Below are 4,819 nucleotides of genomic sequence, written 5' to 3'. Positions count from 1 at the left end.
CGGCCCAACTGGGGGGCCGTGCCCGGAGCCACCGGCAAGGTTGAGATCGAAGTCCATACCTATAAGGATAAGAACGGGAATGACCGGACCAACAACCAGGTGGTGAAATATCTCCCGTATGAATCCCGGAAGTTTGTGGCAGGTGAGTTTTAATGGAGCTGAGGCCATATCAGGAGGAGGCAAGGGCAGCGGTAGCCGCCCAGTGGGAAACGGGGGCGCTGCGTACGCTTTTAGTCCTTCCCACCGGCTGCGGGAAAACCATTGTGTTCGCCAAGATCACGGAGGACTGTGTGCGCCGCGGAGACCGGGTTTTGATCCTGGCCCACCGGGGGGAACTGTTGAGCCAGGCGGCGGATAAGCTGCACAAAGCCACGGGGCTGCGGTGTGCCATGGAAAAGGCGGAGGAGAGCTGCATGGGGAGCTGGTACCGGGTCACGGTGGGCTCCGTACAGTCCCTGATGCGGGAGAAACGGCTGGGACAGTTCCCGTCCGATTATTTCACTGCCATCATTATTGACGAGGCCCACCACTGCCTGTCGGAGGGCTACCGGAGGGTGTTGGACCATTTCCCGGAGGCGAAGGTGTTAGGGGTAACGGCCACACCGGACCGCGGGGATATGCGAAACCTGGGCGAGGTGTTCCAGAGCCTGGCCTATGAATACACCCTTCCCAGGGCCATCCGGGACGGGTACCTCTCCCCCATCAAGGCCCTGACCATCCCCCTGAAACTGGACCTTTCCACTGTGGGGGTACAGGCGGGGGACTTTAAGGCCGGGGAGATCGGCACCGCCCTGGACCCGTACCTTCACCAGATCGCGGAGGAGATGGGGCGGTACTGCCGGGACCGGAAAACCGTGGTATTCCTGCCGTTGGTTAAGACATCCCAGAAGTTCCGGGACATCCTCTGCGAGGCCGGGTTCCGGGCGGCGGAGGTCAACGGGGAGAGCGGGGACCGGGCGGAGGTCCTGGCTGACTTTGAGGCCGGACGGTACGACGTCCTATGCAATTCCATGCTGCTGACGGAAGGGTGGGACTGCCCGTCCGTGGACTGTGTGGTGGTGCTCCGGCCCACAAAGGTCCGCAGCCTGTACTGCCAGATGGTAGGGCGCGGGACCCGTTTGTTTCCTGGAAAGGACCACCTTCTCCTGCTGGATTTCCTGTGGCATACGGAGCGCCATGAGCTGTGCCATCCTGCCTCATTGATCTGTGAAAATGAGGAGGTGGCCCGGAAGATGACGGAGAATCTGGAAGAAAAAGCGGGCTGTCCGGTGGATCTGGAGGAGGCGGAGCGGCAGGCATCAGAGGATGTGGTGGCCCAGCGGGAGGAGGCCCTGGCGAAGAAACTGGCAGAAATGAAACGGAGGAAACAGCGCCTGGTGGACCCCTTGCAGTTTGAAATGAGCATCCAGGCGGAGGACCTTTCCGGATACGTTCCTTCTTTTGGCTGGGAGCTGGCGCCGCCATCCGATAAGCAAAAGGCGACCCTGGAAAAACTGGGGATCCTGCCGGACGAGATCGACAATGCCGGAAAGGCGGCTAAGCTACTGGACCGGTTGGATAAACGGAGGACAGAAGGGCTTACCACGCCGAAACAGATCCGTTTCTTAGAAAACCGCGGGTTCCAACACGTGGGTACCTGGCAGTTTGATGCGGCGAAACGCCTGATTGACCGGATTGCGGGGAACGGATGGAAGATCCCGGCGGGAATGGATCCGCAGAGTTTCCGCCCTGACTGAGACTGAATAAATAAGGAGCAGAAATATGGAGAACAACCAGTATGACCTGTTGGCGGTCCTGGATTACATAGAGCCGGCGGAGTTGTCCTATCAGGACTGGATTAACGTCGGGATGGCCCTCAACTATGAAGGGTATGACGTCTCCGTCTGGGAGGAGTGGAGCCGGCGGGATCCCGGCCGGTACCATGCCGGGGAATGCGCGAGGAAGTGGCGGACCTTTTCCGGGAGCAGCGCGCCGGTCAAGGGCGGTACCCTGGTGCAGATGGCCAGGGACCAGGGATGGACGCCACCGGCAGACCTGGGGATACCCCTGGGATGGGATGACGCCATCGCCTCCGAAGGCGTGGTGGTAGACAGCAACTGGATTGAGGGGAAGGAAGTGGAGGAGCCGGGCCGCTGGGACCCGGTGAAGGACTTGACCCTCTATCTGGAGACCTTGTTTGACTCCACGGAAAACGTGGGGTATGTGACCCAGAGCTTTGAGAAAGACGGGAAATATATGCCTACAAAGGGTAACTGGGACCGGACGGCTGGCCAGCTCATTGAGGAACTGGCCCGCTGTGGCGGGGACATTGGCCGGGTGTTAGGGGATTATAACCCCGAGGTGGGGGCCTGGATCCGGTTCAACCCCCTGGATGGGAACGGCATCCGAAATGAGAATGTAACCGATTTCCGCTACGCCCTGGTGGAGTCTGACAGCATGGAGCTGGAACGGCAGAACGCCATCATCCGTGAGCTGGAGCTGCCGGTGGCCTGCCTGGTACATTCCGGGAAGAAAAGCCTGCACGCCATTGTGCGGGTGGATGCCGCCGATTACAGCGAGTACCGGAAACGGGTGGATTACCTCTATGAAATCTGCGAGAAAAACGGCTTGCAGATTGATAAGCAGAACCGGAACCCCTCCCGTCTGTCCCGGATGCCGGGGGTGATGCGGGATGGGAGAAAGCAGTTCCTGGTGGATACCAACATCGGAAAGCCGGACTGGAACGCATGGCAGGAGTGGATCGAGGGGATCAACGATGACCTTCCAGACCCGGAGCCATTAGAGGCCGTCTGGGACCATCTGCCGGACCTGGCGCCGGCGCTGATTGGCGGCGTACTCCGCCAGGGCCATAAGATGCTGATTGCCGGACCCTCCAAGGCGGGGAAGTCGTTCCTGCAGATCGAGCTGGCCATTGCCATCGCGGAAGGACGGAAATGGCTCTCCTGGGACTGCGCCCAGGGCCGTGTGTTATACGTCAACCTGGAGTTGGACCGGGCGAGCTGTCTGCACCGGTTCCGGGATGTGTATGAGGCCCTGGGGTATCCGGCAGGGCACCTGGGGAACATTGACATCTGGAACCTGCGCGGCCGCTCTGTCCCCATGGATAAGCTGGCCCCGAAACTGATCCGCAGGGCAGCAAAAAAAGACTACATCGCGGTGATTATCGACCCGATCTATAAGGTGCTCACCGGGGACGAGAACAGCGCGGACCAGATGGCCCTGTTCTGCAACCAGTTTGACAAGGTCTGCACGGAGCTTGGCACCGCGGTGATCTACTGCCACCACCACAGCAAGGGTGCCCAGGGCGGGAAACGGTCTATGGACCGGGCCTCCGGTTCCGGGGTGTTTGCCAGGGATCCGGACGCGCTGCTGGATTTGATCGAGCTGGAAACGACAGAGGCCCTCCGCAAACAGGAGGAAAACGGGGCGGTGTGCCGGGCCTGCAAGCAGTACCTGGACGCCCATTTCAAGTGGGAGGAGGAGCTCTCCCAGGATGATCTATGCAGCAGCGTGCGGATGCTGGAATACTGTAGGGAGCATCTGGACCGGTGGCAGATGGCGGCCCTGGAGCGGATCCTGGCGGAGGAAAAGGAGCAGGTGGCAGCCATGACGGCATGGAGGATTGAGGGGACGCTGCGGGAGTTCCCGAAGTTTCCGCCGGTCAATGTGTGGTTCCGGTACCCGGTGCACACCTTGGATGAGAGCGGGGCGCTGGGGGATATTCAGCCGGAGGCGGAGTTGCCGCCGTGGAAAAAGGGGGCAGAGAACAATAAAAAGAACGCGAAGGACCGGAAAACGGAACGAAAACGGGCCCTGGAGGAGGCTCTGGAAAACAGCAATTTTGGGGAGGAGCCCTCTGTTGCGGAGGTGGCGGAATACCTGGGCGTGTCAAAACGAACGGTCCGTGACCGGATCAATGAGCATGGAGGGTACGAGATTGAGGACGGCTTTGTCCGAAAGAGGCAGGGATAACAGAGGGAGGGGAACACTGAAAACCAGCCTTCCCCTCCTTGCGGAGAAAGGGAGGGAAAGACTGAAAATAAGCCTTCCCCGCACAAGCCCCTGAAGGAGGGGAACACTAAAAATCAGTCTTTCCCTCACTGGGGGAACGAGGGAGGGGAACACTGAATTTCAGTCTTTCCCCTGTGGAGGGGAAGACTGTACCCCTAAAGGGGTAAAAATTTCCCCCCGCAGTCGCGAGGTCACGGGGGTAGGAGAGGGACGGGCCTAAAGCCGCCCGGCCCGTCTCCCTTCCCCCTCCCCGATGACAGGGCGCAAATGAAATCTAGAAAGATAATTTCAAACATTAACGCGATAAAGTTAAGACAGAGAGGAGGATTGCGATGGTCAAAGAGTTTTTCATGCCGATGATCCCGCCCACCAAAACCCACCAGGAGAAACAGGTGCGGGTGGTGAAAGGAAAACCGGTGTTCTATGAGCCGGCAGAGCTGAAAGCAGCCAGACAGAAACTGAGAGACCATTTAGGGCGCCATCAGATGGATCAGCCGTTTGATGGAGCGGTCCGTCTCACAACCTGGTGGTGTTTCCCCAGAGGGGAGCACCTGGATGGGGAATACCGGACCAGCAAGCCGGACACGGATAATCTGGTGAAGATGCTTAAGGATGTCATGACAGAGCTGGGATTTTGGAAGGATGACGCCCAGGTGGCCAGCGAGGTCATTGAAAAGTATTGGGCGGATCTCCCTGGGATTTATGTGAAGGTGGAGAACATATGACAAACCCAGAGGTACAGGAGGCGTTCACAGAAGTATACAACCGGTTCTGGCTGAACTACCGGGATAAGCCACTGCCCAAGCAT

Annotated in this window: 3 protein-coding genes; all 3 read left to right on the top strand. The window is 59.2% G+C overall.

The window, feature by feature from the left end; translation table 11 throughout:
- Positions 1-152: 152 nt before the first annotated feature.
- The 3 genes from B5E84_RS19960 (at position 153) to B5E84_RS19950 (ending at position 4,736) form a co-directional block, all read left to right on the top strand.
- On the top strand, positions 153-1,736 hold the full coding sequence (locus tag B5E84_RS19960) for a DEAD/DEAH box helicase (RefSeq protein WP_087226654.1): 1,584 nt from the start codon (positions 153-155) through the stop codon (positions 1,734-1,736).
- Positions 1,737-1,761: 25 nt separating this feature from the next.
- Positions 1,762-3,972, top strand: a complete 2,211-nt coding sequence (locus tag B5E84_RS19955) for an AAA family ATPase (protein WP_087226651.1) — start codon at positions 1,762-1,764, stop codon at positions 3,970-3,972.
- A 371-nt stretch (positions 3,973-4,343) separates the two neighbouring features.
- On the top strand, positions 4,344-4,736 hold the full coding sequence (locus tag B5E84_RS19950; RefSeq protein ID WP_087226648.1) for a RusA family crossover junction endodeoxyribonuclease: 393 nt from the start codon (positions 4,344-4,346) through the stop codon (positions 4,734-4,736).
- Positions 4,737-4,819 lie beyond the last annotated feature (83 nt).

The organism is Lachnoclostridium sp. An14, assembly GCF_002160755.1.
In the GTDB taxonomy this organism is placed as follows: Bacteria; Bacillota; Clostridia; order Lachnospirales; family Lachnospiraceae; genus Lachnoclostridium_A.
The sequence above is the reverse complement of the archived record's forward strand: the minus strand, read 5'-3'. Positions and strand labels throughout refer to the sequence as shown.